This window comes from Pelagicoccus mobilis, assembly GCF_016595505.1.
In the GTDB taxonomy this organism is placed as follows: domain Bacteria; phylum Verrucomicrobiota; class Verrucomicrobiia; order Opitutales; family Opitutaceae; genus Pelagicoccus; species Pelagicoccus mobilis.
Genome location: NZ_JAENIL010000017.1, coordinates 23,432 through 50,119, shown reverse-complemented (window position 1 = coordinate 50,119; position 26,688 = coordinate 23,432). Strand labels below are relative to the sequence as shown.

General features: G+C 54.3%; 28 protein-coding genes and 2 tRNA genes. 17 read left to right on the top strand and 13 right to left on the bottom strand.

The genetic code is table 11. The features are described from left to right. Positions 1-359: 359 nt before the first annotated feature. On the bottom strand, positions 360-1,454 hold the full coding sequence (locus JIN87_RS10735) for an ABC transporter substrate-binding protein (protein ID WP_200355561.1): 1,095 nt from the start codon (positions 1,452-1,454) through the stop codon (positions 360-362). A 94-nt stretch (positions 1,455-1,548) separates the two neighbouring features. Between JIN87_RS10735 and JIN87_RS10730 the strand changes: the two genes are divergently transcribed. Then, a complete protein-coding gene (locus JIN87_RS10730; protein ID WP_200355560.1) occupies positions 1,549-2,460 on the top strand; it encodes a LysR family transcriptional regulator in 912 nt (303 codons plus the stop codon). Between the two features lie 88 nt (positions 2,461-2,548). Here JIN87_RS10730 and JIN87_RS10725 read toward each other — a convergent pair whose 3' ends face one another. Genes JIN87_RS10725 through JIN87_RS10715 form a run of 3 tightly spaced genes read right to left on the bottom strand, consistent with a single transcriptional unit; the run spans position 2,549 to position 6,130 of the window. Further along, positions 2,549-4,660 (bottom strand): outer membrane protein assembly factor BamB family protein, encoded by a 2,112-nt coding sequence (locus JIN87_RS10725; RefSeq protein ID WP_200355559.1) that lies wholly within the window; start codon positions 4,658-4,660, stop codon positions 2,549-2,551. 44 nt (positions 4,661-4,704) lie between these two features. Next, complete coding sequence (locus JIN87_RS10720; protein ID WP_200355558.1) at positions 4,705-5,511, bottom strand: MerR family transcriptional regulator; 807 nt, start codon at positions 5,509-5,511, stop codon at positions 4,705-4,707. A gap of 7 nt (positions 5,512-5,518) precedes the next feature. Continuing rightward, positions 5,519-6,130 carry a GyrI-like domain-containing protein gene (locus tag JIN87_RS10715; protein ID WP_200355557.1) on the bottom strand — a complete coding sequence of 204 codons (612 nt, stop codon included), beginning with the start codon at positions 6,128-6,130 and terminating at the stop codon, positions 5,519-5,521. A gap of 251 nt (positions 6,131-6,381) precedes the next feature. On the opposite strand from JIN87_RS10715, the gene JIN87_RS10710 reads away from it, so the two are divergent. Genes JIN87_RS10710 through JIN87_RS10690 form a run of 5 tightly spaced genes read left to right on the top strand, consistent with a single transcriptional unit; the run spans position 6,382 to position 9,713 of the window. Continuing rightward, the gene (locus JIN87_RS10710) at positions 6,382-6,543 is read left to right on the top strand and encodes a ribbon-helix-helix protein, CopG family (RefSeq protein WP_200355556.1); all 162 of its coding nucleotides are present in this window, start codon (positions 6,382-6,384) and stop codon (positions 6,541-6,543) included. Between the two features lie 5 nt (positions 6,544-6,548). Then, positions 6,549-8,096, top strand: coding sequence for a CHAD domain-containing protein (locus JIN87_RS10705; protein WP_200355555.1), 1,548 nt, complete (start codon positions 6,549-6,551; stop codon positions 8,094-8,096). Further along, the gene (locus tag JIN87_RS10700) at positions 8,093-8,830 is read left to right on the top strand and encodes a ParA family protein (RefSeq protein ID WP_200355554.1); all 738 of its coding nucleotides are present in this window, start codon (positions 8,093-8,095) and stop codon (positions 8,828-8,830) included. Before JIN87_RS10705 ends, JIN87_RS10700 begins: the two co-directional genes overlap by 4 nt. Continuing rightward, on the top strand, positions 8,827-9,300 hold the full coding sequence (locus JIN87_RS10695; protein WP_200355553.1) for a CYTH domain-containing protein: 474 nt from the start codon (positions 8,827-8,829) through the stop codon (positions 9,298-9,300). Before JIN87_RS10700 ends, JIN87_RS10695 begins: the two co-directional genes overlap by 4 nt. A 26-nt stretch (positions 9,301-9,326) precedes the next feature. Then, a complete protein-coding gene (locus JIN87_RS10690) occupies positions 9,327-9,713 on the top strand; it encodes an NUDIX hydrolase (protein ID WP_200355552.1) in 387 nt (128 codons plus the stop codon). Between the two features lie 416 nt (positions 9,714-10,129). On the opposite strand, the gene JIN87_RS10685 is transcribed toward JIN87_RS10690, so the two are convergent. Together JIN87_RS10685 and JIN87_RS10680 are read right to left on the bottom strand one after the other, a co-directional pair. Continuing rightward, positions 10,130-10,205: transfer RNA gene (locus JIN87_RS10685), tRNA-Thr, on the bottom strand. Beyond that, the gene (locus JIN87_RS10680; RefSeq protein WP_200355551.1) at positions 10,196-10,360 is read right to left on the bottom strand and encodes a hypothetical protein; all 165 of its coding nucleotides are present in this window, start codon (positions 10,358-10,360) and stop codon (positions 10,196-10,198) included. Before JIN87_RS10680 ends, JIN87_RS10685 begins: the two co-directional genes overlap by 10 nt. A 12-nt stretch (positions 10,361-10,372) precedes the next feature. On the opposite strand from JIN87_RS10680, the gene JIN87_RS10675 reads away from it, so the two are divergent. After that, a complete protein-coding gene (locus tag JIN87_RS10675; RefSeq protein WP_200355550.1) occupies positions 10,373-11,803 on the top strand; it encodes an amidohydrolase family protein in 1,431 nt (476 codons plus the stop codon). 7 nt (positions 11,804-11,810) lie between these two features. Here the strand turns inward: JIN87_RS10675 and JIN87_RS10670 are convergent, their stop codons facing one another. Beyond that, positions 11,811-12,575: an energy transducer TonB gene (locus JIN87_RS10670; protein ID WP_200355549.1), complete on the bottom strand. Its 765-nt coding sequence runs from the start codon at positions 12,573-12,575 to the stop codon at positions 11,811-11,813. 245 nt (positions 12,576-12,820) lie between these two features. On the opposite strand from JIN87_RS10670, the gene JIN87_RS10665 reads away from it, so the two are divergent. The 5 genes from JIN87_RS10665 (at position 12,821) to JIN87_RS10645 (ending at position 15,965) form a co-directional block, all read left to right on the top strand. Next, positions 12,821-12,896, top strand: a tRNA-Phe gene (locus JIN87_RS10665). A gap of 322 nt (positions 12,897-13,218) precedes the next feature. Beyond that, positions 13,219-13,389 carry a hypothetical protein gene (locus tag JIN87_RS10660; protein ID WP_200355548.1) on the top strand — a complete coding sequence of 57 codons (171 nt, stop codon included), beginning with the start codon at positions 13,219-13,221 and terminating at the stop codon, positions 13,387-13,389. A 309-nt stretch (positions 13,390-13,698) separates the two neighbouring features. Next, positions 13,699-14,370, top strand: coding sequence for a response regulator transcription factor (locus tag JIN87_RS10655; RefSeq protein WP_200355547.1), 672 nt, complete (start codon positions 13,699-13,701; stop codon positions 14,368-14,370). A 252-nt stretch (positions 14,371-14,622) separates the two neighbouring features. Further along, positions 14,623-14,775 carry a hypothetical protein gene (locus JIN87_RS10650; protein ID WP_200355546.1) on the top strand — a complete coding sequence of 51 codons (153 nt, stop codon included), beginning with the start codon at positions 14,623-14,625 and terminating at the stop codon, positions 14,773-14,775. Then, positions 14,772-15,965, top strand: coding sequence for a HAMP domain-containing sensor histidine kinase (locus tag JIN87_RS10645; RefSeq protein ID WP_200355545.1), 1,194 nt, complete (start codon positions 14,772-14,774; stop codon positions 15,963-15,965). Before JIN87_RS10650 ends, JIN87_RS10645 begins: the two co-directional genes overlap by 4 nt. 41 nt (positions 15,966-16,006) lie before the next feature. Here the strand turns inward: JIN87_RS10645 and JIN87_RS10640 are convergent, their stop codons facing one another. After that, on the bottom strand, positions 16,007-16,459 hold the full coding sequence (locus JIN87_RS10640; RefSeq protein ID WP_200355544.1) for a dCTP deaminase domain-containing protein: 453 nt from the start codon (positions 16,457-16,459) through the stop codon (positions 16,007-16,009). A gap of 154 nt (positions 16,460-16,613) precedes the next feature. On the opposite strand from JIN87_RS10640, the gene galB reads away from it, so the two are divergent. Both galB and JIN87_RS10630 read left to right on the top strand, forming a co-directional pair. Beyond that, positions 16,614-19,067 carry a beta-galactosidase GalB gene (gene galB / locus JIN87_RS10635; RefSeq protein WP_200355543.1) on the top strand — a complete coding sequence of 818 codons (2,454 nt, stop codon included), beginning with the start codon at positions 16,614-16,616 and terminating at the stop codon, positions 19,065-19,067. A 211-nt stretch (positions 19,068-19,278) separates the two neighbouring features. Further along, positions 19,279-19,794, top strand: a complete 516-nt coding sequence (locus JIN87_RS10630) for an adenine phosphoribosyltransferase (RefSeq protein ID WP_200355542.1) — start codon at positions 19,279-19,281, stop codon at positions 19,792-19,794. A 136-nt stretch (positions 19,795-19,930) separates the two neighbouring features. Here JIN87_RS10630 and JIN87_RS10625 read toward each other — a convergent pair whose 3' ends face one another. From JIN87_RS10625 to JIN87_RS10605, 5 genes are all read right to left on the bottom strand, one after another. Beyond that, a complete protein-coding gene (locus JIN87_RS10625; RefSeq protein WP_200355541.1) occupies positions 19,931-20,686 on the bottom strand; it encodes an outer membrane protein OmpK in 756 nt (251 codons plus the stop codon). A gap of 20 nt (positions 20,687-20,706) precedes the next feature. Next, positions 20,707-21,249, bottom strand: coding sequence for a hypoxanthine phosphoribosyltransferase (hpt, locus tag JIN87_RS10620; RefSeq protein ID WP_200355540.1), 543 nt, complete (start codon positions 21,247-21,249; stop codon positions 20,707-20,709). Positions 21,250-21,274: 25 nt separating this feature from the next. Then, positions 21,275-22,567, bottom strand: coding sequence for an NCS2 family permease (locus JIN87_RS10615; RefSeq protein WP_200355539.1), 1,293 nt, complete (start codon positions 22,565-22,567; stop codon positions 21,275-21,277). Positions 22,568-22,731: 164 nt separating this feature from the next. Next, on the bottom strand, positions 22,732-23,370 hold the full coding sequence (gene upp, locus JIN87_RS10610; protein ID WP_200355538.1) for a uracil phosphoribosyltransferase: 639 nt from the start codon (positions 23,368-23,370) through the stop codon (positions 22,732-22,734). Positions 23,371-23,387: 17 nt separating this feature from the next. Next, the gene (locus tag JIN87_RS10605) at positions 23,388-24,599 is read right to left on the bottom strand and encodes a uracil-xanthine permease family protein (RefSeq protein WP_200355537.1); all 1,212 of its coding nucleotides are present in this window, start codon (positions 24,597-24,599) and stop codon (positions 23,388-23,390) included. 267 nt (positions 24,600-24,866) lie between these two features. On the opposite strand from JIN87_RS10605, the gene JIN87_RS10600 reads away from it, so the two are divergent. From JIN87_RS10600 to JIN87_RS10590, 3 genes are all read left to right on the top strand, one after another. Beyond that, positions 24,867-25,415 carry an RNA polymerase sigma factor gene (locus tag JIN87_RS10600; RefSeq protein WP_200355536.1) on the top strand — a complete coding sequence of 183 codons (549 nt, stop codon included), beginning with the start codon at positions 24,867-24,869 and terminating at the stop codon, positions 25,413-25,415. Then, positions 25,408-26,196 (top strand): hypothetical protein, encoded by a 789-nt coding sequence (locus JIN87_RS10595; protein ID WP_200355535.1) that lies wholly within the window; start codon positions 25,408-25,410, stop codon positions 26,194-26,196. Before JIN87_RS10600 ends, JIN87_RS10595 begins: the two co-directional genes overlap by 8 nt. Positions 26,197-26,263: 67 nt before the next feature. Further along, positions 26,264-26,605, top strand: a complete 342-nt coding sequence (locus JIN87_RS10590) for a hypothetical protein (protein ID WP_200355534.1) — start codon at positions 26,264-26,266, stop codon at positions 26,603-26,605. Positions 26,606-26,688 lie beyond the last annotated feature (83 nt).

Here is a 26,688-nt window from a genome sequence, read left to right as displayed (position 1 = left end):
AGTTGCCCAAGTATTAGCCTCACGCGTGCCAACTATCAGAATCCATGGTGACATTTTCCCGCCCTTCGCCTGCAACAAAACAGACAAAACCAACATTACCCCCTACAAATCATAAACTTACAGAATGCCCCGTAGCCGAAAAGAAGTATTAACATTTTTAGACTAAAAGACCTTCGATGAATTTCCCTCATACTTCAAATTACTGCTTTCCATAAGCAGACAGCAGATTTGAGCGAGCCCCTTCGAAATGAGCTGACCGATTTTGCACAGTAGTCGTCAACTCCCCCATTCCCCAAAAACAAGAAAGGCCAACCGCAAGCGGTTGGCCTTCTCGTAATCACATTTACTACCAAAAATCGTTATCGGGAAATCGGAGCCTTCTCCACTAGCTTCAAGGCTTCTTCGTATAAGTCCGGCCGCAGCACGCGCTTCAATCGCTCCAGCTGGGTCGTATCGGACTTGCAAAGGCAATTCTTCGCGAGGCGACTCAACACCCAGTCTCCATCAGCTGCAGTCGGCCGGGTCGAGTCTCCATTGTGAAACTGAAGGAAACCTGGACGGTTTTCGACACGACCCAATCCGTAGTTAAAAGTTGGCGACAAACACTCCTCTAATAGATCGACTGGGCAGTTAACCCGCTTTCGATCACTCAGCAGCTCAGCAATGCGAGTACGCTGCGACGGATCCTCACAGATCGCGCACGCTTCGATGAGAGCAGCGATCATAGCCGCACTCTCTTCTCGCTGTTCCTCCGCAAAGGACTGCTTCATCATCAAAACCTTTTCCGGGTGACTCGGCGTCAAGTCTTCGGAGTTAACCGGCGACCAACCGATCTTATCGCGGATTGCGAGGCTCGCCCAGGGTTCGCCCGCGCAAAAGCCGTCAATCGTACCGGCTGCGAGATTACGACACATCTGGGCCGGAGGCAAAGTCACCAACTCAACATCGGAGTTAGGATCGATTCCAGCGGAGCTAAGCCACTCCCTCAAATGAAAGTTGTGCGGAGAGCAGTCATATACAGTCGCTATCTTATACTTGCGAAACGCCTTACGGTTTTCGACATCGAGCTTGAGCGTCTCCTTACTCTTCACGCCACGATGGCGAAGCTCTTCAGAAAGCACCACAGCATTCCCGCCGCGGCTCAAAATCATACCGGACACACAAGGCATCGCCGTTGAACCGATCCCAAGAGTCGCCACATAAGGAAGCGTGCAGAGGGCATGAGCTGCCTCCAGTTCACCAAAAAGTACCTTTTCGCGAATTGTCGCCCAACCCACCTCGCGACTGAGAGTCACGTTGAGCCCCTTGCTTTCAAACAGGCCGAACTGATCAGCCACCAAAAGCGGTGCCGCGTCGACGAGGCCTATGTAGCCGATCCGCGTCGCCGTTCGACGCTTCGAAACCGGCCTCGGTGCCCCAACAGCCTGAAAATCCTTATCTTGAACTAAGTCCATTCGGGCGATTTACAGCCACCTTCGCGCCAAAGTGCTCTTCGAGCTTGAAATCCAAATTATTTTTATGCAAAAAGCTCATCCAATAATTTTTTTCATGCGCGACGACATAATCGACAGCCGACAACTCCTAGCATTCAAGACTCTCGCCGAGACTGGCAGCTTCACTTTAGCAGCGAAGCAGCTCAATCTTACGCAATCCGCGGTCAGTCACTCCATCAAGGCGCTTGAAGATGATCTCGGCTGCCCACTGATCAACCGCCTTGGCCGAAAAATCCACCTGACAGAAGCTGGAGACATCTTTTTGGCAGCCGCCGATCGCATCCACCAACGGATGCAACGCGTGCGTGGCGAGCTAGAAGCCCTCAATCGCTGGGGAGCCGGCCGTCTTCGCATCGGAGCCGGCACCACCGCCTGCCAATATATTCTGCCAACCGTCATTAGAGAATTCCGTCAGACCTTCCCGGATTGCCAACTCTCTATCTCCCCGAATGACGCGAAAGAGCTGATGGATGAACTCCGAGGAAACGAAATCGACCTCGCCCTCACTCTCGCACCGCAAACCAGCGATGATATCGACCATCAACCTGTTTTCGAAGACAGCCTTCAATTCGCGGTCGCCCCATCCCACCCTTGGGCCAACCGCAAAGTCGCACCTTCAGCCGACGTAGACGAACAGACTTTCGTCACCTACAGCAAAGGCAGTCTCACCTTCGAATCAATCCGACGACACTTCCGCTCGGAAGGCCACTCCTTCTCAAAGGTAATCGAGCTCGGATCGATGGAAGCCATCAAAGAGCTCGTGAAGATCGGCATCGGCGTTGGCATTATCGCACCTTGGGTAGCTCAGAAGGAAATCGCCGAAGGCAGCATCCACCTCCTAGCTCCTAGCCGTAAGGCATTGAAGCGAACCTGGGGCGTTTGCTACCTCAAAGGCCGCCGACTCTCCTTGATGGAAGAGACACTCATCGGTCTTTGCGAGAGCGCCTGCGACTGCTTGGAGCAGTAGAAGGCTGTCAGATGACAGGTGGGTCGGCCGCTCCGCGGGCGAACAAAGCATCATGTTCGCGAAGCGATCATCATCCTATATACGACATCTACTCCAAAGCGAACGCCAAGTAACTGTTGCCGCTCTTCGTTCCCATTTTGCCGCCACCGCAAGCGATCACTACATATTGCTTCCCATCCACTTCGTACACGGAAGGCGTCGCATATCCGCCTGCTGGCAACTTGAAACGCCATAGCTCTTCGCCTGTCCGAACATCAAAAGCCCGGAACCACTCGTCCTGGCTCGCCCCAATAAAGAGCAAGCCACCTGCGGTCACAGCAGGCCCGCCATAGTTTTCCGTTCCGGTTGGAGGGAGGCCCTTTTCGATCAACTCAGGAAACTCTCCCAAGGTAGTTCGCCACAGATACTCGCCCGTGTTCATATCGATCGCATTGAGCGTTCCCCACGGTGGCTTCACAGCTGGATAGCCATTCGAATCAAACCAACGATTGTAGCCTGTATGAGCCCATGGCCGTTTAACCTTCGGCGCTGAACTCTCCGCTGGCCCGTCATCATGCCGGTCACCCGCTGCTTGATTCACAAGATAGTCTAGGAGCGCGTCCATGTCTTTCTCGCTGAAAAATCCAAACGCAGGCATAACTCCCTTCCCAAGCTTAATCCGCTCTCCAATCTCGATTCGAGTCATTCGATTTTGGATACCTTTCAATGTAGGGATACCATGAGCGGTGTTTCCAACCATACCTACTCCGTGGCACCCGACACAGTTCTGCATATAAACTCGCTCTCCTGCACTTTCGCCGCCGGTCGCATCGAGCATGGTCAACACCCAAGGCATTTCGTTTCCATTTACATAAAGAACACCATTCGGATCGACCGCAGCGCCGCCCCACTCCCCACCGCCATCAAAGCCAGGGAAAATGATAGTCCCTTCCTTGCTCGGAGGCATGAAGGGAACATGTGGTCGCAAAGTCACAAATCGTTCCAAAATCTCCCGTCGCGACTCTTCCGATACATCAGTAATTTGATCCGCAGAAAAGACCTGTCGGGCAAAGGGAGCGGGCTTCGTTGGAAGCGGCTGAGTCGGCGCTGCCATTTCGCCGGACAAGTCCGACCTCGGCACCGCGACCTCCTCGATCGGGAATAGAGGCTCCCCTGTCTCACGATGAAACACAAACACATGACCGGACTTGGTAATCTGCGCGACTGCTGGCACGGCAATTCCGTCACGCTGTATCGTCAGCAAATTCGGAGCCGCGGGCAGGTCTCGGTCCCACAAATCGTGACGCACAAATTGATAATGCCAAAGCCTCTCTCCAGTTCGGGCATCAAGGGCTAGCAAACAATTCGCAAACAGGTTATCACCCAGCCGGTCACCACCCCAAAAATCGAACGCAGCCGACCCAGTCGGGCAAAAGACGATCCCTCGTTCAACATCTACTGTCATCCCAGACCAGACATTCGCGCCTCCAACTGATTTATAGGCTTCCTTTGGCCAGGTTTCGTACCCGACTTCGCCCGGCTGTGGAATCGTGTTAAACTTCCAGACGAGCTCCCCCGTTCGCACATCGTACGCCCGTATCGGCCCCGGGGCGGCAGGAGCAGGCCCTTCTCCCACTCGCATCCCCATCACGATGAGATTCTCAAAAACGACTCCCGGCGTATTCGCCTGCACTTGAAGTCCCTCCGCATTCACGCCGAGATCCGCCTTCAAGTCGACACGCCCGTCCTTGCCAAAACTAGCGATTCGTTTCCCCGAAGCAGGATCAACAGCGATCAGGAATCGACTAACGCCAAACAAGATCCGTTGCTCGTCATCACTTTCCCAATACGCGAGACCACGATTAACTCCTCGCCCTTCTTTTACCTGCAACCCTTCGTAAGGGTCTAACCTCCACAACAAGCGCCCAGTCGCAGCATCGAGTGCGACAAGGTCGATATTGGCGTCCGTACCATACAGCACACCATCGATGACCAACGGGTTGCACTGAATCTGCGATCGCTTCGTACCCTCTGGCAACTCACCATCCCAACGCCACGCCAGCTTAAGCTCATTCACGTTTTCAGGACGAATCTGACTCAACTCGGAAAACTGACTCGAGGAGCGGTCTCCCAGGTACGCTTTCCAATCCTTCGAAGCAGACGAATACCCAAGCGAAACAAAAAGACAAAATGCGGATACAAAGGGGATACAACGGGGCATAACGCGATATCATCACAACCCACTCCGAATAGGCAACCCTTGAGCTAAGCTACCAGAAATTGAATCTCCGTAAGGTACTTATTGGGATTACCCCGCAAGATCATACCGGGGCCTTTATGAAACACCTCTCTCGACGGGCATTGCGGCTTGAAGCCCCTTTTCTTCATCTCCGAGTGCAACTTCGCGTAACTCTCATGTAAGCGCTCATAAGGTCCCTTATGCATGATCGTCAGAGCTCGACCTCCCCTTAGCTCACGGCAGCTCAAGTCATCGAACTCCACAACCTTCTTGACCGCAAAACAGGGCTCGAAATTAGCATCGTCTTCACGGTATTCGCCATCGTAGTACAAGCACATCGCTTTGCCGGTAATGTACCGACCTACCTTTCGGGCCAAAAACTTGAATCCCTGCCCTGCATCCGAGTAGCGACCACACATACGCTTCCCTACCAGAAGAACATCTGGCAAATCCTTTTCCTCAACCAGATCAGCCGAATTCCCTTCATTGGCGAAATCGAGCTTTCCCTCCAAGACTAGCTCGATGTCTGAAATAGAATCCTGAAAACGGGCCACCCGTCGTTCTAGCTCCCGTCGTTTAGACTGCAGCCTATCGACAAGATCCCCATCCTCATCACAACTCTCCAAGACATCCTTAATCTCAGCCAAAGAAAAGCCCAAGTCCTTCAAACTCGCAATCACCCGAGCCTCTGCCAACTGCTCATCCCCGTAGTAGCGGTATCCAGATTCCGGATCGATATACTCTGGAACCAACAGCCCTTTTTCATGGTACAGACGCAAGGCCTTAACTGAAGCACGCGTCATTTGAGAGAATTCACCGATCGAATATTTCATTATCCAATTAGCAATAGGACTGGCGTAGGACCGTCTTCAACTTCTCAGGAGCGGCCCGACGAGGATCGCTCAAGTAGATTTCGTGGTGCTTGTGATTATGCGTTTTCCCTAGCTCATCGATTTTGGCATGCAAGCGTTGGATGTTCGGCCCCTCTTCACTGTAAGGACCGATGTGCATGATCTGTACGGAAGTCCCCTCATCAAACGATTCGAACCTCACTCGATCCAGAAACTCCGGACGCTTCTTTTTCCGCACCGTTTCAAATGCCGACTCAACCATCTCATCTCTGATAAAGTCCGGCTGCATGATCATTAGAGTCCACTTCCACTCGTCGCGTCTTTGCTCCAAGAAGGCAGACATATCATCCGCCCACCAAAGCCCTTCCATCGGAGGAACCACATAGTCCTGCCCCGACTCGCTCTGCTTACTCATAAACTTCAAACTATACGCCAAGGGATAGAGAGCCTCGATCGCCAATTCGAACTCCCCTCCCTTACCTGGATCCCCTTCCCCATCGATCATTAGGAAATTCATGGCTGGGACCTCCACTAGCGAAACTTCCTTCGTCGAGGGACGATAAAGCTCCTTACGTTCTCTCTTAAAATCTACTTTTGTCATGGGGTCCGAGAATACTACCTCCCCCAAGGGGAGAGTCAGCAAAAGAATACTCCAAGCCCCCAATACAAGGAGTCATTGAAAGCGTCTCCATTCTTTCGATAAGGTAGGGTCTGACCGCCGGGCAGACCGATTTGCAAGATCAAGCCCCAGCGGCGTGCCGGGCCGTCACGCCCTACCCCTAGCAGACCACTACAACTTGACATAAAGACGTAATGACGTCATTACGTCTTTATTCCCCTCTTCATCCCGATATGGCTAGCAAACTGAGCAAAAAAAAGGACAAGAAGAAAAACACCTCTCTGCGTCTCGAACCGGAAACTCTGAAAGAGCTCAAAATCAGAGCCATCAAAGAAGACAGCAGCGTCCAGAAAATCATCGAGAAGCTGGTGCAGAACTACCTCTCGAAAAAGTAGGCACCATGCTAGAATCCAGACCACAACTACGTTGGCGCTTCAACCCGAGCGACCTCGAATCCATACTCGAAGCCCTTTCCGCAACCGGAAGCATACACCCAGGCAAGGACAGCTCTTCATCCATCGAAATCTTCGACAGTTTCGACCAATGCCTCCGACAAGCCGACTTGTTCTTGCTAAGACAAAGAGGCCTCTTCTACTTCAGCTTTCCTGATGGAGAAACTCCTCCGGAGCTCGCATCCAAGGCCCGCAAACAGGGGAACGGCTATTTCTGGCAGGACTTCGAAAGCCCTGTCGCCCAAGCAATACTCAAGAAACACCTCAAGCTTCGAGCAGTCACGCGGATCGCGAATGCGAAGTCCGAAACCAAAGCCTTCGAGCTTCGCAATGGGGACGACAAGATCATTAGTCGTATCCAAATAGAGACCATTACCTGCCCGGGACGAGAGAGTACACTTTCCGTCCTCATTCTTAGTCCACTTCGTGGATACGAGGAAGAAAGCAACCTCATCGCCCTCTTTCTAGATGCCGCATCTGAACTTGATCGCGATGTACCTTCCACTCTCGATTGGGTACTTGCAGAATCCGGACAGAACACGCCTCCCCCATCGCCAAGTCAGGCCATACAACTTTCTCCCGAGCAAAGTGTGCAAACTGCTGTCACGGAAATCGCTTCGTTCATGATTCAAACGGCCCGCCGTTCGGAAGACGGAATAAAGGCGGATATCGACACCGAATACCTGCACGACTATCGCGTATCCATTCGCAAGTTACGATCGGTACTCAGTCTTATCAAAGGCGCGTACTCCAAGGAGGAGACAAGACATCTCAAAGCTCAGTTCGCGGAACTTGCCAGGGCGACCAATCGACTGCGTGATCTCGATGTCTACTTACTAGAAGAGACCGCAATTACCTTATCCCTCCCAGATTACCTGCAGCCCGGACTCGAACGAATGTTCACCGACTTCCGTGCGGAGAGAGTTCAAGAGCTACAACGCATCCGACGTCATCTCCGTTCCAAAAAATACGCAGCCACTGTGGAGGAGCTCGCTAGCCAGTTCGAAACCGGTGACCAGCCAGAGGGTAAGCGAAGCCACCTTCCAATAGGTCAAGTTGCAGCTGCGGAGATATTAGCCCACTACCAACGCGTCTCCACTCTTGGTTCCGCCATTAACGATCAGACCCCGGACGACGAAGTCCATGAACTTCGTATCGAATGCAAAAAGCTCCGCTACTTACTCGAACTCTTCTCTTCCCTCTTTCCACCCAAAGAGATCAAAACCATCATCAAGCAGCTGAAAGGGCTCCAGAATACTCTTGGCGACTTCAATGATTACTGCGTTCAACAAGTCGCCCTTTCCGACTACCTCGAGAAAACTCCTCGCCTAGGTCGAAACACCGCCGCCGCTCTCGGAGGTTTGATTTCTCACCTCCACAGAAAACAGGTCGAGGCCCGTTCCCATGTATCGGAACGCTTCATACAGTTCAACGACTCAAAGATGAAGACTCGTTTCAAACGCACCTTCAAAAAGAGCCGAAAGGAGCGTATATGAGCATCATCGCTTGCTATAGCAGTAAGGGAGGAGTCGGAAAGACTGCCGCTGCTGTGAACTTAGCCTATGCGTCTACGGCAGCGGGAAACAGCACGCTGCTGATCGACCTCGACCAACAAGGGGCCGCCAGTTTCTATTTCCGGATACGACCACCCAAGAAACTCCGGGCGAAACGACTCATCGGAAAAAACAACACCGCTTACGACTCTATCCGGGAAACCGACTTCGAAGCCCTTCACCTCCTTCCCGCCCACCAATCATATCGAAATTTCGATGCTCTCCTTGATGGAATGAAAAAGTCGCACACCCGACTGAAAGCACTGATCGACGAGCTCTCCGAAGAATACGATCAGGTCATTCTGGACTGCCCTCCATCACTCAGCCTCGTGGCAGAAAACATCTTCCAAGCAGCTGATACGCTACTCGTTCCCCTCGTTCCTACGACCCTCTCTCTAAGAACCTACGAACAACTCAAAGAGTTCTTCGAAGATTCCGGATACAAACGCAAAAGACTCCGGCCATTTTTCTCAATGGTCGATAAACGGAAGCGACTTCATCAACACGTGGTTAGTCAGCTCCGTCACACCGAAAAGCGACTCCTGCAAACAAGCATACCCTACAGCGCTGAAGTTGAAGCCATGGGTACACATCGCGAACCCGTGCTTCACTTCGCCCCGCGCCACCCAAGCAGTATCGCATTCGAAACCCTCTGGGAGGAGGTCGTATCCGAATGAGCACTACCTACGAGATAGAACGCAAATTCCTGGTGACCAAACTTCCCGAAGAACTTGGTGCAACGAGCTCCAAGCACCTCCGCCAAGGTTACATAACAACCGGCGAAACCGAGGTACGCCTTCGTCACAATGGAGCTCAAGCCACTCTGACCTGCAAAAAAGGAAACGGACTCAAGCGCCAGGAACAAGAGATCAAAATCACCGACGAACAATTCGAATCCCTGTGGCCGCTCACCGAAAAAAGTCGGATCGAGAAAACCCGTTACAACATCCCCTTTCAAGATCTCACCATCGAACTAGACGTTTACCACGGGGTCCATGAGCCATTGCTCGTCGCAGAGGTTGAGTTCGAAGACGAACCGCAAAGCCAAGCCTTCGCACCGCCAGACTATTTCGGACCAGAAGTCACCAACGACTTTCGCTACAAAAACCAAAGCCTAGCCACCAAAGGATTGCCCCCCACCAGCTAGGCACGCATCCAGCTTTCCATTCCCAAATGCCAGACTATCAAATAGGCGTTTTCGCCATCACAAACAAAGCCAAACGAAAAATCGCCCTCGTCACTTCCAAGACGGGTCAACGTTGGATATTCCCCAAAGGGCATCCTGAAAAAGGTCGTTCCGACGAAAAAATCGCCCTTGAGGAAGCGTACGAAGAAGCCGGCCTCGAAGGCATCCTCAAATCGAACCCGAAAGACTTCGAAGTCAGCCACGGCGAAACCAAAAGCCTCAAGCTCTTCTGCATGAAGGTGGAGAAGGAACTCAAAAACTGGCCCGAAAAAGAGGATCGCAAACGAGCGATCGTAACGATCGAAGAAGCCGAGCAACTCCTGGACAAAGACCTACGCGCCTGCCTAAAAAGCATGGCCCGCAAGTACCTGTAAATTACTATTCCAATAGGGCAGCAAGAGCCCCTCATCCGCCAAGGGGACCAGCACATCGGATTAAGGTCTGAGGAAGACCATCAGCTAATCCAAACACCAACGAACCAAGCACCCGCGAAACAACCGCACTACCTTCTAACCCCACCGGAGGGCAATGCTCCGTCATTGCCGCAACCCACTACATTTACCTCAATAACTGCCCCCCTCTCCAAGTCATCAATCAAGCGAAGCCCCCTCAACCACCAACTAAAACAGCAAGGCGAGAAACGTAATCTCCAACAAGCATCACAAATCGGCTCGCGGAGAAACGAAGTGGAGCCGCTCATCGGTACCGAGGAACGCAGTGACGACACTCGACGAGCAGCGCGAGGAGACATCGACCCGCAGGGGCGACGGAGGTGAGCGGAGAAACGAAGTGGAGCCGCTCATCGGAGTCGAACCGACGACCTACTCATTACGAATGAGTTGCTCTACCAACTGAGCTAGAGCGGCGTCCATACCAGAACTATCGCTCGATGGAGCGGATCGATCAAGCCACAACTCGACTCATCATCGATTCCTACGACTTCCCAAGGCTTCAAAATACAACAGCTCTGCTTTTGCACGAAAAGCACCACTGAAATCTTGCCCAAATCCTCAGGGTGCATTGCTTGTTCCTCGTGTCAGAAACAAAAGCTGCCCTCCGAATCTTCTCAAAGAACATCCACCTCGACGATGGCTCCCTCGCCACCGGCGCAGTGATTTGCGTTCCCGGCGAGCCCCTCAAGCTCGACCTAGATGCCGATGCCCCTTCCGACATCAAGCTCCCCGATTCAGCCCACATCGCCCTTGGCCGATTCGATCCGCACGTACACTTTCGCGAAACAGCGACGCCTACCCGCGAGGAAGTCGAGGAACACGGTCCAGCTGACACGGACTACGAAACCCTCGTAGCAAATATCGATGCAGCCAATAAACTCTACTCCATCCGCTCCGGTTGTCTCTCCGCCCTAAAAGGCGGCGTCTGCTCCGTAGGAGCCATGGGCAACACTCCCTGGGGTCCCGTCGGCCCCTACCGCCACGAGCGTATCCAGAAGCACTATACCGAGAAAGCCCTTTTCCCGATCATCATGTGGCCACGCATGGAGCCAGGAGCAGCAGCTATCCCAGGCCATGAAGGCAAGGACTTCGGCTCGACCTTCGGAGGTTCCGGCCTAACGGGACAAGCGCGCCGCGACATGTTCGAACTCTGGCGCGGTCAAGCAGTGTCCTACCACAACGACCAAGCTCGCGGTGATGAAACCATCGCTGAATTCAAGGACCGGATACAGCCCAACGAAGTTCTGCTTCACCACGAATATTTCAACGGCGACACGGTTCTCGCGTGCCAAGCCGAAACCATGCAGATCGCCAAAGAAGCCGGCCTAAGCAGCCTGCTGGCCAGACACATTCCGACCGGCCCTGCCCTACAGCAGATCCTCGATGCTCGCTCGGAGATGCCTTACGCCCTGCCCGCTGAAATCGGCCTCGACTACATGTATTGGAACCGTGAGCGTCTCCTCACTCAGGAACATGGCGTGGCGATGATTAACTATCGCCGCCCAGCCCATCCAAGTCGCGAAGATCAACTCGCCCTCATCGAGCTGACACGCGACACCGTTCGCTCAGGCGACGACACCATCTTCTTCGGAACCGACCACGCCCCACACGCACCCGCGTCCAAGAAATTCAAAGACGGATTTCCAGGAGCTCCCGGCACCCGCAACATCGAGCACAGCCTCCAATTTTATGGAGAGTTGATGAGCAACTACGGTTTCACTCATCACGACATCGACCGCCTCGCCTCCATCAATCCCGCGAAGCACATGGCCAAGTTCTTCGATTTCCCTTACGAAGTCGGAACCATGGCAGATGGAGCGATGGCAAATCTCGCGATTTTCGTACCCGACGCTCCCTACACCGTCGACGAGAAGAATCTGGCGACCTGGCTGGAAGATCCAAACTACCACAGCGCGATGAAAGGCGAATCCGGCCTACGCGGGCAATCCCTCTTCACCGTATCCAACGGTCGCGTTTGGGACGTGCAAAACCGCCCGAAAACGCTGAACTAAACCTCAGTTACAAGGCTTCAGGCACAGGCTCCTCAGTCCAAACAACCGGAAAGTCATAGGTTCGTTCCAACAAGGCTAGCACCGCCTCGCCCTCGCAAGTCGGGATCGCAAACCCAGCTCGCTTTAACGCAGCTTCCAGTTTCGCGTTTAGCTCCGGGTGAGTCGAGTCGACCACATGCGGCAACGCCACTTCCCCTCTCTGGTTCACGAAAAGACTCACTCGAGCTCTCACCCGATCCAGGCCTTCCTCCGTTTGGACCGTGCCTTTCTGCAAAACCAAGCCCGGAAACGAAAGCATCCCGATTCGAGCGTCCAACTCCGAATCCTCACAATACTTGAGTTCGCGAGGCTCCCCCCCCGACTCCCCGTCCATCCGCTTCGATGTATCGAACAACGCGTTCGTCTCGATCGGCCGATCCGGCAAAAACTCCCAATACGCGTGGCACACGCTCCGAATCGCCTTACCCTGCTTGCGAGCAGGCCTGAACTCCCATTTCTGCACCGTCGTCATGAGCTCTTCCGCAAACGCCAAATGACTGTACTCGATCGGTAATAGCTCCGAAATCTCCCCGTGCTCATCCACATAGAAGGCGATCTTCGCATACCCCTTGCTCACTCCATGATTGTAAGCCCAAGCCGGATACATCGGCTCGATCTGGCGACGCACCGTGATCCCCTGCTCCTTCTTAGACTTCGCCTCCACGCTTGGCGAGCCCAGCGAAAACGCCGCCAACGCCAATACAGCCACCAACAACCTCCCAATTCGGCTCATCCCTCAAACCAACACTAGGGACCCTCTAAACTCAAGCCCAATAATTGCACTACTTCGCACCTTAATGAAAAATCGAAGCAATCCCAGTAGCCAAACGTCATCCGGAGCCAAAACAGCCGTCTCATGTTCAAAATCAGAGTCTAACTCTTTCAAAGGAAGCGACTTAAGCATAAACATGCGATTTGTTGAAAATTCCCATTGACGGACGAAAGGTCGCTTCTATTGTCCGTGATCTTTCTAGCAGCGGCGGGATAGCTCAGTTGGTAGAGCAGAGGACTGAAAATCCTTGTGTCCCCGGTTCGATTCCGGGTCCCGCCACCACTGCTAAGAACGGTTGAACCGCTAAAGACGCTTCCAGAAATGGGAGCGTCTTTTCGTTTTCAGGCCCCGTCATCTTCGATGTCTCCTCACCCTGCTCGTCGAGTGTCGTCGCTAAAGCTCCTCGGTACCGGGTCCCGCCACCACTGCTAAGAACGGTTGAACCGCTAAAGACGCTTCCAGAAATGGGAGCGTCTTTTCGTATCCCCTTAAGGACATTCTTCGGCTTCGTTTGAGGATCGAACGAAGCTAGCTATGTTAAACCTGCGTTTTATCAGTAATTGTTAATCCGATTAAGAACCAACTGGATTCAAGGAGGATACTTATGAAAAGCGGAGGAGTTAAAGGAGCTGGAATTGGAGCTGTCGTAGGTGGAGCCGGTGTCGGAACCGCAGTCGCCTTCGGCGTAGCTGTCTCGGGGCCCGTCGGCTGGGGAATAGTGCTCGGATGCGCCGCGATCGGCGCCATCATCGGAGCCGCCACCGACAAGGAATAAGCAAACCTACAAGCGCTTGATCGAACCGAATACTCCTCGTATTCGGCCTAGTCCCATCGCCCCTTCTCCCCCGTATTTCTGATAGAAGTACACCGTTGCAGCACCCTGAATTCGAAATGATTCCCCTGAATAGAAGCTGAACCAGCTGTTAATTAACCTTAAATTCAGCTTTCAATCCCCTCGGAAAATCAGCTTGGTAGGAGTTTTAATGATCCTTTAAGGTTTGCTGCCTTATAGTTCGGACACCTTGGGGAGATGTCACAGATCCCCGCCTCTCCACTCCCTCCCTCTCCGAACTCGCCTGACCCAATGAAACTCCTTGTCGTCGAAGATACCATCCCACTCCTCGAAACCCTCTGCAGCGCTCTCCGCGAAGAAGGTTACATCGTCGATTCCGCCGCCAACGGAGACGAAGGCCTCTACCTCATCCAAGAACACAATTACGATGGAGTGATCCTCGACATCATGCTCCCTGGCCAAAGCGGCCTCGACATCTTGCGCAAAGCGAGAAGCGGCAAAGACCAAACTCCAATTCTCCTGCTCACTGCCCGAGATAGCGTTACTGACCGGATCGCCGGTCTCGATCTAGGCGCCGACGACTACGTGACAAAGCCTTTCGACCTCCAGGAACTCCTGGCTCGAGTGAGGGCGATCTGTCGCCGTGGTAGAGGCGAACGCACAACCGTCATTCGAATCAGCGACGTGGAGCTCGACACAGCAAAACGCCAAGCCTCTCGTGCAGGCAGTCCGATCGACCTCACTTCCCGCGAGTACGCTATCATAGAGACTCTCATCCAGATGCGCGGTCAGTCCGTATCCAGAAACTACCTCTATGAACACCTTTACTCAGAGGACGATTCTACCCTTTCGAACGTGCTCGATGTCTACATCTGCCGACTACGCTCGAAATTCGGCAAAGACTTCATCAAAACCCAACGCGGGTACGGCTACATAGTAGACCATCAGGAGGTTAGTGTATGAAGGGACGGTCGATCCGACTTCGCATCCAACTCTGGCACGGCGCCCTGCTGGCAGTATCCGTATTCTCCATCTCGATACTTTTCTTCCTTCACGAGCGCAACTTGCGCACAGAACGAGTCAAAGGGGAGCTAATTCAAGCCACAGCGGCACTCATTCCGCGGTACTACAATCCCAACCCCCACAGACCTCCCCTCGAAGGAGAAGAGCGTCCCTACCGCCCACTACACCGCCGCGACCGTCCCGCTCCTGCCGATGGCGAAAATGATCGCCGACCTCCCCCACCACGAAGAAACAGCGACGGCGAACCAGGACCTCCCCGCCCAGAACGCTCGAGCCACAACGACCGGCCACCGCGCGAGTCCGATTTTCGCGACACAAGACTCCCTCCCCCAGCTCCTCCGATGATAATCTCGGAAATCACCGGTGAGCCGATAAAACGGCCGCGGCGAGTCAGCGAGATCCTCGATCACCCCGCCAAGTACTTCCTCGTTTGGAACAGTGAAGCAGAGGTTCACGCTCGATCCGACAACGCTCCGGAGGACATTCCCTACATCCAGGAGTCATACGACCAACCCGGAGAAACATGGGTTCGCACTCGCCCCGGCTATATCGAAGCAATCAACTTCGCCCCCCGCATGGGCACCATCGTCACGGGAATCCCAGTCAAGGCCGTCCAAGCCGGGCTCACCCAATTCGCTCTAAAACTGTTCTCCATCTCCGCTGGCATTATCGGACTCGGACTCGGCATCGGCTGGTGGATGACTGGACGCGCCACCCGTGAACTCAAGCAAATCGCCCTCAGTTCCGAACGCATCGCGCACGGCGACCTCTCCGAGCGCATTGACCTCGACTTCCCTAGCAGCGAAGTAGGTGCCCTCGCGGAGGTCCTCAACGATTCATTCTCCAAACTCGAAGGTTCATTTCAGCAACAAGTACGCTTCACCGCTGACGCATCGCACGAACTGCGTACTCCCGTTTCAGTAGTACTCACCACAGGACAATTCGCGCTCTCAAAGGATCGAAACATCAGCGAATACAAAAAGGCGATTTCCACCTGCGTAGACTCAGCTATGCACATGAAAAAGGTCATCGAGTCCCTACTCGAGATCGCTCGCTACGATTCAGGAGAGACCGCCCTCAATCTCCAAGAGCACGACCTCGCTAAAGTCGCAAACGAATCGATCGAACTTCTGCAAGCCCTCGCGAAACGTAAGCGAATCACCATTACGACTTCGTTCGAGCCGACTTTCACAAAGATCGATCCGCATCGAATGCTGCAGGTCTGCATCAACCTTCTCTCGAACGCCATCAAGTATTCAACTTTTGGAACAGAGGTTTCTATTACCGTCCGAGAAGAGGAAGAAGACTGCCTTCTTGTTGTAGCCGACAGAGGAGTCGGCATCGCGGAGAAGGACCTCCCCTTCCTTTTCGACCGCTTCTTCAGAGGCAAGAGAACGACCGGCGACGAGAACGAGCACACCGGCCTCGGCCTCGCCATTACAAAGTCGATCATCCTCGCACACGGCGGCACCATCCAAGCGTCCAACCGAAGCCAAGGCGGAGCCCTGTTTAGAATAACGCTGCCAAAGAGCTAGCGCATCAACCAACCGGAGGGCAATACTCCGTCATTGCCTTTCTACTTCCCAGTACTCCCAAAACCACCCGAACCACGAGTCGTCTCACTCAGCTCCTTTACCAGCTCGTAAGAAATCGGGGAACAATCAGGGAATATCAGCTGAAACAAACGCGTTCCCGCTTCCACCACATACGGCTCGCTTTTGATGTTGTCTACAGCCGCCATGATCTGGCCGCGGTAACCACCGTCGATGAGGCCGATCGAGTTCGCCATGCGTAGTGGCGTTTTGGATATCGAAGAACGCGGGATCAAAAAGTACGCTTTGCCATTGGCCGGCTGGCAAGAAATGCCGAACTCGATGAACTTCGTTTCACCTGGCTCTATGCGAAGCTCTTCCAGCGTGTAGAGGTCTAGCCCTGCATCACCATCATGGAAATGACCGTGGTCTTGGTAGCGCTCACGAGCGGCATCATTAAGGGGCTTGATCAGGAGATTCGCGGAACTTTCAGACATGCAGCGAATACGGTCAGAAATTCCCCAGACTGCAACCCCCTTTCCAATCCCCCCTTGGCGAAATCCCACATACCTTTTACGCAATCCGGTAATACCTACTACTAAGCGTCTGCTAAACTCAGCGGTTCACCCCTTCGCTACAAACAGACAATCAATGAACACTTTACGACGCCTCGTCTTCGCACTGCTTTGCCTCTCGCTCACATCAGCTTGGACCCGCGAGATCGAATCCTTCAACAGCGACTGGAAGTTCGCCCGCTTCGGCCCAATGCCTGACGGCTCCGAACTAGCTGAACCCAAGGGAATGGAAAAAACCGCCTACGACGACTCGGAATGGCGTGACCTCGACCTGCCTCACGACTGGGGCATCGAAGGCCCCTTTCGATCCGACCTTCCTAACCGCACTGGCAAGCTCCCTTGGGCAGGCATCGGCTGGTACCGCAAAAGCTTCGACTCACCCAAATCCGACGCCGGCAAACGAATCTTCATCGACTTCGACGGCTCCATGTCCGGCACCGAAGTCTGGCTCAATGGCGAATATGTCGGCGAGTGGCCCTACGGTTACTCCTCCTTCCGCCTCGACCTCACCGACAAATTGAAAGTCGGCAAGAAAAACACCATCGCGGTCCGTCTCGACAACAAACCCGAATCCTCCCGCTGGTACCCTGGCGGAGGTATCTACCGTAACGTTCGCCTCGTCAAAGTCGCCCCCACTCACATCGACCACTGGGGCGTCTACGTCACAACTCCCATCGTCAACGCCGACGAAGCCACCGTTAAGATCGAAACCTCCCTCGCCGGCCAATCCTCTAAAGCAGAGATCCAGCACGAGATAACAGAGGATGGCTCCGACAAGGTAATCGCAACCGGCCAAGGCAAACTCTCCTTCATTAAAGTCGCCTCGCCCAAGCTCTGGGATCTCGACTCTCCAAGCCTCTACCAGCTTCACACCAAGGTCCTCGTCGACGGCAAAACAGTCGACACCTACACCAGCATCTTCGGTATCCGCACCATCAAATACACCGCCAACGAAGGCTTCTACCTAAACGGCAAACTCGTCCGCATGAACGGTGTCTGCCAACACCACGATCTCGGCCCGCTCGGCGCTGCCGTCAACGTGCGAGCCATCGAGCGCCAGATCGAGATCCTGCAGAGCTTCGGCGTTAACGCCATCCGCACCGCCCACAACCCACCCGCACCCGAGTTCCTCGATCTCTGCGATCGTATGGGCATCCTCGTGCAAGTCGAATCCTTCGACTGCTGGTATCGAAAAAAAGCGGACAACGACTATGCTCGCCATTTCTGGGAATGGTGGGAACGCGACACGATCAACATGGTTCGCCGCGATCGTAACCACCCATCCATCGTCATGTGGAGCACGGGCAACGAGATCCTCGAAATGAGCCACCCTGAAGAGGCCTGGATCTCCCAAATGCAGACCGACCTCATCAAGAAGGAAGACCCAACTCGCCCGGTCTCCTTTGGCGGCAGCAAGCCAGACGCAGCCTTCAACGGATTCCAAAACACCATCGATGTATACGGATTCAACTACAAGCCGCACCTCTACGCGGAGTTCCGCGAAAAGAACCCAGACATCCCAGTCTACAGCTCGGAAAGCGCCTCCACCGTCAGCTCACGCGGCGAGTACTTCTTCCCCGTTTCCGACGACAAGTTCATCGGCCAAGGCGGCTACTTCCAAGTCAGCTCTTACGACCTCACCGCCCCCAACTGGGCCTACCGCCCAGACATAGAGTTTGAAGCTCAGGACAAGTACCCATGGGTATTCGGCGAATTCGTCTGGACAGGTTTCGACTATCTCGGCGAACCCACCCCTTACAACAAGGACAAGACCAATCTGCTCAACTTCACCGATCCCGCCGAACGCGAACGCATGACAAAGGAGCTCGCCAAACTCGGCGGCGACATCCCACCTCGCAGCTCCTATTTCGGCATCGTCGACCTCTGCGGATTCCCCAAGGACCGCTATTACATGTACCAAGCTCGCTGGGTTCCCGAGCTCCCGCTCGTGCACATCCTCCCGCATTGGAACTGGCCAGAACGCATCGGCGAAGTCACGCCCGTGCACATCTACACCTCGGGAGACGAGGTTGAGCTGTTCCTCAACGGCAAGTCCCTCGGCCGCAAGCAAAAGGGAGTATTCGAATACCGACTACGCTGGGATGACGTCATTTACGAACCCGGCGAACTCCTGGCTGTTTCCTACAAAAACGGCCAAGTCTGGGCCAAGAATTCCGTACAAACCACTGGCGAGGCGACCCAACTAAAACTCACCGCCGACCGCAACCTCATCGCCGCCGACGGCCAAGACCTCTCCTTCATCACCGTAGAAGTGCTGGACGCCAAAGAGCAACTCGTCCCTCGCTCCCACAACAACGTCCAGTTCAGCATCAGCGGCCCCGCCGAAATCATAGCCACCGGCAACGGTGCCCCTACCAACCACACCTCCTTCCAATCCAAGGAGCGCAAAGTCTTCAACGGCAAAGCCCTCGTAGTCATCCGCTCCATCAAAGGCAAAAAAGGGAACGTGACGCTGACCGCAAAGTCAGACGGTCTCACGACAGCAACCGTGAAGGTTCGAGTAAAATAACTGTAGGGCGGGGCGTTGACCCGCCTCGCCTTGTCCCCTCATCGCGGCATCCTACAGTTAACGATCACTTTAAAGCAGTTTTTTACAACCTCGTATCCGTTTTCACAAGACACTCCCAAAACAGGGAGCGTTTTTTCGTTTTACTGCAATTCGTTCTTTAACGCCCCGTTCACACCCTATAGAGAATCAGGCTTAGCAGAGGAGATTAATCATGAATATCGAATCATACATCCGAGTTACGCCAGACTTCCCCAAACCAGGGATCATTTTCCGAGATTTCACGCCTCTTCTAGCGAACGGACCAGCCTTTGGAGCCTTGATTGATCAACTCAAAGCACGATACGCCGAAAACTCGATCGATGTCGTCGTCGGGGTCGAAGCTCGCGGATTCGTACTGGCCTCCGCCCTCGCTTACGCCTTGGGAGCCGGAACCGTTCTCGTTCGTAAAGAAGGAAAGCTCCCTCACGAAACACACGCCCAAGAATACGAGCTGGAATATGGATCAAGCGTGCTCGAGATCAGCAAGGACGCCTTCACAGAAGGACAACGCATCCTCGTGGTCGATGACGTGCTCGCAACCGGCGGAACGATCGGAGCAACACTCAAGCTCATCCAGCAAAACTTCTCCGTATCCATTGAAGAGCTACTCTTCCTTATTGAGCTAGACGATCTAAGCGGCCGCGAAAAACTCCCCGACCTCCCCATCCACTCTGTCTTCCACTACTAGGGAAAACAGGAGGGCAATGCTCCGTCATTGCCTCAACATCCAGCTTCGAAAGACAATAGCTGAGTCTTACCCTCCCCCCAGAAAAAACGGCCGCCACAACGGACGGCCGCAATTAAAATTAATTGCTAGGGCTCTCCTAGAAGTGGAACTTAATCAAGCCACTGAACGTATTCTGATCTGAATCCAGATCGAACATACCGTCTCGTACACCGTACTTGTTCTTCCAGTAGTCGTATTCGATTCCCGCATACAACTTATTATTCTCCATCCCCATCATCCGGCCGACGTCGACCTTTAGCTGCGGGCAGATATGCAAGTGATCGGTACCTTCACCAAATACCCAGTCAATGAAACCATCGAATACGACCTCAGTCTCTCCAACCGGGAACGACATTTTCCAAACAGGCGTGATTTGATAGGAATCAACCGAACTCGACCCTCCGTCGAAACGACGGTAGGTGTTCAGCTGCAGAAAATCGAAGCCAGGGACCGCGAGATCCATTCCAATACCGACCAAGGTATTCGTATCGTTGTTGTCGCCGAACTCCACACAGGTCGCGATGTTGAAGTCCTGAATGATGCCAGTCGACAAATCCGAGTTCATCAGCTTGCCCAAGCTAAAGCGCGGAGAGAACTCGCCATAATACGCAGTCTCGCTACCAGCGATATCGCGATCGCCATCGAAGTTGATGCCATCGACGAAGATAAACAAATCCCCCTTCGACCATCCACTGGCATGTTCGAAGGTCACAGTTTGTTGCGTACTTGGATCAAGTTCGTATCCGCCTCCAACCAAAAGGCTGAGGCTGTTATCCTGCCACAACAGAGCATCCCCGGCAAAAGCGGCAGAGGCGATTAGAGTGGTAGTAGCGGTAATCAGTGTTCGTTTCATTTCTTTATGTTTGGGAAAAACTACTCTACCGGTCCTTCGTAGATACCGATGTAAGGAACATTTCGATACTTCTGAGCAAAGTCTAAACCATAGCCGCAGACGAATTCGTCAGGAATGTTGATGCCGCAGAAATCGATATTCACCTCCACCTTTCGACGGGAAGGCTTGTTGAGCAGCGTGCAGATCCGAAGCGACGCCGGATCACGCCCCTCAAGCATCCGTACCACCTTGCTGAAGGTATTGCCCGTATCGATAATGTCTTCGACCAGCAATACGTCCCGACCAGTGATCGATTCATCAAGGTCCATCACGACCTTTACGTCCCCGGAACTAACGGTGTTATCGCCATAGCTCGAGATCGTCAAAAAGTCAGTCACCATCGGACATTTGATCTCGCGCACCAGATCGGCCATGAAGATGAAAGACCCTCTCAACAAGCCGATAACGATCAGCTCCTTGTCGGATTTCTTGTAGCAGTCCGTGATCTCGCGACCGAGCTGCTTTACGATCGCGGCAATTTCCTCCTTGGAAAGGAGCGTTTTTTCAAGTCCTTGTTCAGACATCCTCTATTCCTCCTAAAACTCTAACCTAGTGAGCGACTGTAATAACCAAATTCACTCCTGACAACAGGCCGACGCCCCACATTACAGGTGATACCTTTTTCAAGTCGCCGCTGAAAATCGCGATTACGATATACGAAAGGAAGCCCACGGTCAGCCCAGTCGCGATGCTAAAGGTCAACGGCATCAGGATCATCGTCAAAAACGCAGGCACCGCCGTCTTCAGTTCCGAGAAGTCGATCTCCTTGATGTTCCGAAACATGAATACACCCACAATGATCAATGCAGGAGCGGTCGCGAAAGCTGGGACAGCGCCAATTAAAGGAGCGAAGAAAAGTCCAACCAAGAAGAGCATTCCCGTTACGACTGATGCCAGTCCTGTACGAGCGCCATCCGCGATACCGGAAGCGGACTCGATGTAAGTCGTGGTGGTGCTAGTACCAATCAGCGAACCAGCGATTGTCGCCACAGCGTCCGCTTCAAGCACCTTGTCGATGCGCTTGATCCTACCATCCTTCTCCACATGCCCTGCTTCGTAGGAACAGGCCACGATCGTTCCAATGGAATCAAAGAGATCGACAAACATGAAGGAGAAGATCGCCCCAGCCAATCCCCACTGCAGAGCGCCAAGGATATCGAGCTCGAACGCGAGCGGAGCGAGGCTCGGCGGCGCAGACCAAACCGCATCCAAGGTAACATCGCCAAACACGATTCCCGCCGCCGTAGCTGAAAAAATACCGATCAGGATCGAACCCTTAACCTTCAGGATCTCCAAGATCGTAATCAGAAATAGAGCTGCCAAGCCAATCAGGACCGGCCGCGTCAAAGCGCCGATCGATACCAAGGTAGCCGGATTGTCCACCACCAGTCCCAAATTCTTGAGACCGATAAACGTAATGAATAAACCAATACCCGCAGCCGTAGCGATCCGTAGCGACAAGGGAATAGCGGTCACCACTTTCTCACGAATCCCAGCAAGGGTAAGAATCAGGAAGGCGATACCCGAGATGAAGACCACGCCCAGAGCGGTCTGCCAATTCAGCCCCTGCCCCATGACTAGAGTGTAGGTGAAAAAGGCGTTCAAGCCCATACCCGGCGCCATCGCGAATGGCACTCGCGCCCACAAGCCCGCCAACAACGTTCCCAAACACGCAGCAAGACAGGTCGCCGTGATCAAGGCCGGCTTGTCCATTCCCGCTTCGCTCAATATCATCGGGTTCACGATGATGATATAGGCCATGGTCAGGAAGGTAGTAAATCCGCCGATCACCTCCGTACGCACGCTCGTGTTGTTTTCTTTTAGCTTAAATAGATCTCTCATGGGGAAGCAGTAGCTCTGAATTTATCCGCCCAGCACAGCTCGGCTACGTGGAAACGCGAAGTAGAAATCACATCGCCAAGTCATTAGCAACTTTAATTCTACGTACACGTGAAACATTTTTAACTTAACAATAATTCTGGGGTCGATCCCCCTGGACTCATTTCCTATTTGGTACCAAACAGACGATCGCCCGCATCCCCCAACCCCGGCAGAATGTACGCGTCGTCGTTCAAGCGCTCATCAAGCGCCGCCGCGTAAATCTCGATATCCGGATGGGCATGCTGGAAAGCCTCCACCCCCTCCGGCGCCGCAACCAGACACATGAACTTGATATTCTTCGCTCCGTTCTTCTTCAGCAAATCCGCCGAAGCGATCGCCGAGCCCCCCGTGGCCAACATCGGATCCACCATCATAAACATCCGCTCCTCAGGCTCCGGCATCGGCTTGAAGTAGTAGGTCACCGGCTCGTGCGTATCATGATCTCGATACAGTCCCAGGTGACAGATCGCGCAATTAGGGATCAGGTTCAGCACGCCATCTACCATCCCCAACCCGGCGCGGAGCAAGGGCACCAGCACCACCCTCTCCGCATCGACCACATGGCAAGTCGTCGTGGCCAAAGGCGTGTCGACCTGCACCGCTCTCACCGGCAGACTCTTGGTGATCTCGTAGGCGAGCAAGGTGCCCACTTCGTCCACCAACTCCTTGAACACCTTCTTCGAAGTCGTCTTGTCGCGGATGTAGCTCAGCTTGTGCTGGATCAGCGGGTGATTCGAAATAGTCAAAGTCGGGAATTTCTTCATCCTTAAGCTCCTATCGATTAGTCGTTGTCCGGATCGTCCGGCAAAATGATGTGCAGCAATAGGTTCGCGAACATACCCACCAACGCGGCCAGCCCGATCCCCTCAATCTTCACGTTCCCGATCGGCACCTCCACGCCGCCCAGGCCGCAAACCAGGATCAAGGCCACGATGATGAGGTTTCGACTACGGTTAAAATTCAGCTGGGCATTCGCGATCGTGCGGATCCCCACCGACGCGATCATGCCAAAAAGGATGAAGCTCACCCCTCCCATCACCGCCACCGGGATGGTCCGCAAAAACGCCCCCACCGGACTGAACAGACCCAGCACGATCGCGATAATCGCCGCGATCCGGATCACCGCCGGGTTGTAGTTCTTGGTTACCGCCAACACGCCGGTGTTTTCAGAATAAGTCGTATTCGGCGGTCCCCCGATCAGACCAGAGAACAAGGTCGCCAGACCATCACCCAACAAGGTCCGATGCAGCCCCGGCTTCTTAAAGAAGTCCTTACCGACAACCGCCCCATTGGTCGTGATGTCCCCGATATGCTCCATCGCCGTCACGATCGCCAGCGGCACGATCGCCAAAATCGCCCCCCACTCGAAAGTCGGAAACATGAAGTTGTCCGCCCCGATCAACAAGTCCCCCGACGCCTTCAAAGCAGTGTAATCCACACGCCCCAAGGCAGCCGCAACCGCATAGCCAGCGAAGATCCCGATCAGGATCGGCACCAGCCGAAAAAACCCCTTCAGAAAACAGGAAACCGCCACGATCGTTCCGATCGCCACCAAGGCCAGCAGCCAATCCGACGACGCCATGCTCACCCCGATCGGCGCCAGCGACAAACCGATTACCATGATCACCGGCCCCGTCACCACCGCAGGAAACAAACGCTTCATCAGCGACGCGCCGCCACTCTTCACCAGAAGCGACAAAAGCACGTAGACCAGCCCCGCGCAGACCACCCCGCCAAGCGCCTGAGACATCCCGCTGCCATCCTCGCCAGCCACCGTCTTGATCGCTCCGATAAACGCGAAACTCGATCCCAGGAAGACAGGGACCATGCCACCCGTCACCCCATGGAAAATAAAGGTCCCAAGCCCCGCCGCCAACAACGCCACACTCGGATCCATACCCGTGAGCGTCGGCATCAACACCGTCGCCCCAAACATCGCAAACACGTGCTGTACCCCCAGCACCAGTTTCTTCGACCAACCAATTTCGTCCATATTACAAACCCTCGAACAGATTGGCGGAGCACGCTAAGGACTCAACCGGACCAAACAAGTAAATCATTACCCTTATGTCAGTATATGCCAACATAAGATACCCTTCTAATGAAACCTATCTCAAAAACTGATAGTTTCACCAAAAAGTAGGCCCCCAAGGTAGCGCCCGCTGTCCCCAGCGGGCACGCCGCTCCCCAACGAAATAGAGATAATCCAAAAAAGTAACATTACTGGGAATAAGCCCCCAGCTCGCTCGTCTTCCCTTTGATGACCAAAGAAGAATTCACAGCCGTAGTCGATCGCTGGTACGATCCCCTCTACCGCTTCGCCCTCTCTCTTTGCTCGAACTCCGAAGACGCCCTCGACCTCACCCAGAACGCCTTCCAAAAATTAGCCCGCAACCAGGAGAAGATAAGAGACCTCTCCAAATCGAAATCCTGGCTCTTCAGCGTCCTCCACCGAGAGTTCATCGACAACTACCGGCACGCCAAACGATTTCCCAAAACCCAATTCGACACCGCCCCCCTGCCGCCCGACGAGCAATCCAAGCAAACCGCCGAGCGACAGATCGACGCCTCCCTCGCCCTCGAAGCCCTCGCCCAGCTCGACGAACGCTTCCGCGCCCCCATCACCCTTTTCTATCTGCAAGACTTCTCCTACAAAGAAATTTCCGAGACCCTCGAGCTCCCCATCGGCACCGTGATGTCGCGCCTCAGACGCGCCAAAGACCAACTCCGCCAAATCCTCGAGTCTCCTAAGAAAAACACCTCCTCCGCCCCCGTCCCATTCCCCAGAAAGGCCCAAGAAAATGGATAGAGAAACCGCCAAAGAAATCCTCAGCGCCTACCGGCCCAACGGCACCGACGCCCTGGACGACAATCTCCAAGCCGCTCTCGAGCAAGCTCGCCGCGATCCCGAACTAAACAAATGGTTCGAGTCCCAGATCGACTTCGACAAACGACAGGCCGGCGCCCTCGCCTCCATCAAGGGCCCCGAAGCCGGCAAAAAAGCCATCCTCGCCACCGCCCTTTTCCAGGACGAAGCCGAGCCAATCGAGCAACCGGCCAAAAAGAAAATCGTATTCGTAAACTGGTGGCGCCAAGCGGCAGCCGCAGCCGTGGTCGCATTCGCGGCCCTGTATTCCGTTTTCCTATACGACAGACCCGACCCCGAACTCGGAGAACTCTCCCACGCCTCCTGGCTCCACTCCGTCAGCATTCTCGCCGACTCCGCCCTGCCGCTCGACAAACGTGGCAACCAGATTCCCGCCATCCACCAATGGCTCGACCAACGAGGCGCCCCACACGCCACCAGCCTGCCCGGCTCCCTCACTCACGAGACCCAGCTCGCCGGCTGCCGCATTTTCGACCTGCCCAACGGCAAAAAAGCCTCCCTCGTCTGCTTCGCCGAAGGCAGCGATTTCGTGCACGTCTTCACCGTCCGCAAATCCGACCTGCAAGGCATGCCCATCCAAGAGCAAAGCTGGGAACGCCAAGGCGACTGGAACCTCTTCGCCTGGTCCGAAGGCGACATGCTCATGACCATCGCCAGCAAACTCTCCCCCGAAGCACTGACCCCACTCCTCTCGCAAGCCTAGCCCAGCCCCCGCTTCCCAACATCCAAATAACACGCAACCGCTCCCCCTCCCTCGTGTAGCCGTTGCTGTGATACAGAGAGATTCCGCGACCCATATCGCGCGAGGCGTCCTTGTCGTGCTCGTGTTCATCCACCTGATACTGCCCTTCACCCCGGCCAACCATCACCCCGAGCTGCACATCAAGATCGCCAGCATTCTCTTCGGCTTCGGATTTCTCGCCTTCACCGCCCTCTCCTTCGAGAAGCCACGTGCCGCCTTCCGAGGCGGCCTGATCTTCCTCCTCGCCCTCTACCTCGTCAGCGCCGCCACCGGAGCTTCCCCCATCACCGAAGGCATCCTCCCCAAATTCATCTTCGCCACCGGTCTCATCCTAGGCATCCACACCAACCCCCAATCCCCTAAACGGTAGCCGCCGTTACTATACCCCGCAGAAGCGTCACGCAAAGGACCTCCCCAACAGCCCCATTACTGTAGGTCACCGCGCCGAGGCGA

What these genes read in the sequence shown, in the direction of transcription:
- JIN87_RS10735 (WP_200355561.1), bottom strand. Translation starts at nt 1,454, where the DNA reads ATGGACTTAGTTCAAGATAAGGATTTTCAGGCTGTTGGGGCACCGAGG.
- JIN87_RS10730 (WP_200355560.1), top strand. Translation starts at nt 1,549, where the DNA reads ATGCGCGACGACATAATCGACAGCCGACAACTCCTAGCATTCAAGACT.
- JIN87_RS10725 (WP_200355559.1), bottom strand. Translation starts at nt 4,660, where the DNA reads ATGCCCCGTTGTATCCCCTTTGTATCCGCATTTTGTCTTTTTGTTTCG.
- JIN87_RS10720 (WP_200355558.1), bottom strand. Translation starts at nt 5,511, where the DNA reads ATGAAATATTCGATCGGTGAATTCTCTCAAATGACGCGTGCTTCAGTT.
- JIN87_RS10715 (WP_200355557.1), bottom strand. Translation starts at nt 6,130, where the DNA reads ATGACAAAAGTAGATTTTAAGAGAGAACGTAAGGAGCTTTATCGTCCC.
- JIN87_RS10710 (WP_200355556.1), top strand. Translation starts at nt 6,382, where the DNA reads ATGGCTAGCAAACTGAGCAAAAAAAAGGACAAGAAGAAAAACACCTCT.
- JIN87_RS10705 (WP_200355555.1), top strand. Translation starts at nt 6,549, where the DNA reads ATGCTAGAATCCAGACCACAACTACGTTGGCGCTTCAACCCGAGCGAC.
- JIN87_RS10700 (WP_200355554.1), top strand. Translation starts at nt 8,093, where the DNA reads ATGAGCATCATCGCTTGCTATAGCAGTAAGGGAGGAGTCGGAAAGACT.
- JIN87_RS10695 (WP_200355553.1), top strand. Translation starts at nt 8,827, where the DNA reads ATGAGCACTACCTACGAGATAGAACGCAAATTCCTGGTGACCAAACTT.
- JIN87_RS10690 (WP_200355552.1), top strand. Translation starts at nt 9,327, where the DNA reads ATGCCAGACTATCAAATAGGCGTTTTCGCCATCACAAACAAAGCCAAA.
- JIN87_RS10680 (WP_200355551.1), bottom strand. Translation starts at nt 10,360, where the DNA reads ATGCACCCTGAGGATTTGGGCAAGATTTCAGTGGTGCTTTTCGTGCAA.
- JIN87_RS10670 (WP_200355549.1), bottom strand. Translation starts at nt 12,575, where the DNA reads ATGAGCCGAATTGGGAGGTTGTTGGTGGCTGTATTGGCGTTGGCGGCG.
- JIN87_RS10660 (WP_200355548.1), top strand. Translation starts at nt 13,219, where the DNA reads ATGAAAAGCGGAGGAGTTAAAGGAGCTGGAATTGGAGCTGTCGTAGGT.
- JIN87_RS10655 (WP_200355547.1), top strand. Translation starts at nt 13,699, where the DNA reads ATGAAACTCCTTGTCGTCGAAGATACCATCCCACTCCTCGAAACCCTC.
- JIN87_RS10650 (WP_200355546.1), top strand. Translation starts at nt 14,623, where the DNA reads ATGGCGAAAATGATCGCCGACCTCCCCCACCACGAAGAAACAGCGACG.
- JIN87_RS10645 (WP_200355545.1), top strand. Translation starts at nt 14,772, where the DNA reads ATGATAATCTCGGAAATCACCGGTGAGCCGATAAAACGGCCGCGGCGA.
- JIN87_RS10640 (WP_200355544.1), bottom strand. Translation starts at nt 16,459, where the DNA reads ATGTCTGAAAGTTCCGCGAATCTCCTGATCAAGCCCCTTAATGATGCC.
- galB (WP_200355543.1), top strand. Translation starts at nt 16,614, where the DNA reads ATGAACACTTTACGACGCCTCGTCTTCGCACTGCTTTGCCTCTCGCTC.
- JIN87_RS10630 (WP_200355542.1), top strand. Translation starts at nt 19,279, where the DNA reads ATGAATATCGAATCATACATCCGAGTTACGCCAGACTTCCCCAAACCA.
- JIN87_RS10625 (WP_200355541.1), bottom strand. Translation starts at nt 20,686, where the DNA reads ATGAAACGAACACTGATTACCGCTACTACCACTCTAATCGCCTCTGCC.
- hpt (WP_200355540.1), bottom strand. Translation starts at nt 21,249, where the DNA reads ATGTCTGAACAAGGACTTGAAAAAACGCTCCTTTCCAAGGAGGAAATT.
- JIN87_RS10615 (WP_200355539.1), bottom strand. Translation starts at nt 22,567, where the DNA reads ATGAGAGATCTATTTAAGCTAAAAGAAAACAACACGAGCGTGCGTACG.
- upp (WP_200355538.1), bottom strand. Translation starts at nt 23,370, where the DNA reads ATGAAGAAATTCCCGACTTTGACTATTTCGAATCACCCGCTGATCCAG.
- JIN87_RS10605 (WP_200355537.1), bottom strand. Translation starts at nt 24,599, where the DNA reads ATGGACGAAATTGGTTGGTCGAAGAAACTGGTGCTGGGGGTACAGCAC.
- JIN87_RS10600 (WP_200355536.1), top strand. Translation starts at nt 24,867, where the DNA reads ATGACCAAAGAAGAATTCACAGCCGTAGTCGATCGCTGGTACGATCCC.
- JIN87_RS10595 (WP_200355535.1), top strand. Translation starts at nt 25,408, where the DNA reads ATGGATAGAGAAACCGCCAAAGAAATCCTCAGCGCCTACCGGCCCAAC.